The 236-nt window shown below is 40.3% G+C and carries 1 pseudogene; it reads left to right on the top strand.

From position 1 onward, the window contains the following. Positions 1-118: 118 nt before the first annotated feature. Positions 119-236: pseudogene (locus HC733_RS22865) on the top strand (IS3-like element ISVpa4 family transposase); the annotation flags it as partial.

The following is a 236-nucleotide window of genomic DNA, read 5'->3' on the forward strand; positions in this document are numbered from 1 at the left end:
TTAAATTCAGGAGAGTGGTTTCTACGTTTTCTAGTCATCATCTATTCCAATATTTTTGGTTACTATAAAAACAGAACAATCACTTAAAGTCATGTCCGAAAATTGGGGGCCAGTTCTGTGTGAGCTACTCAATATTGCTCGCTCGACCGCTTACTATCAACCCATTGGTCTCTCTGCTGAGGAGATTGAGTTACGCCGTATGATTGATGAAATTCACCTCCAGTATCCCTTTATGG

It is taken from the genome of Pseudoalteromonas sp. S16_S37 (genome assembly GCF_014694405.1).
Lineage (GTDB): Bacteria > Pseudomonadota > Gammaproteobacteria > Enterobacterales > Alteromonadaceae > Pseudoalteromonas.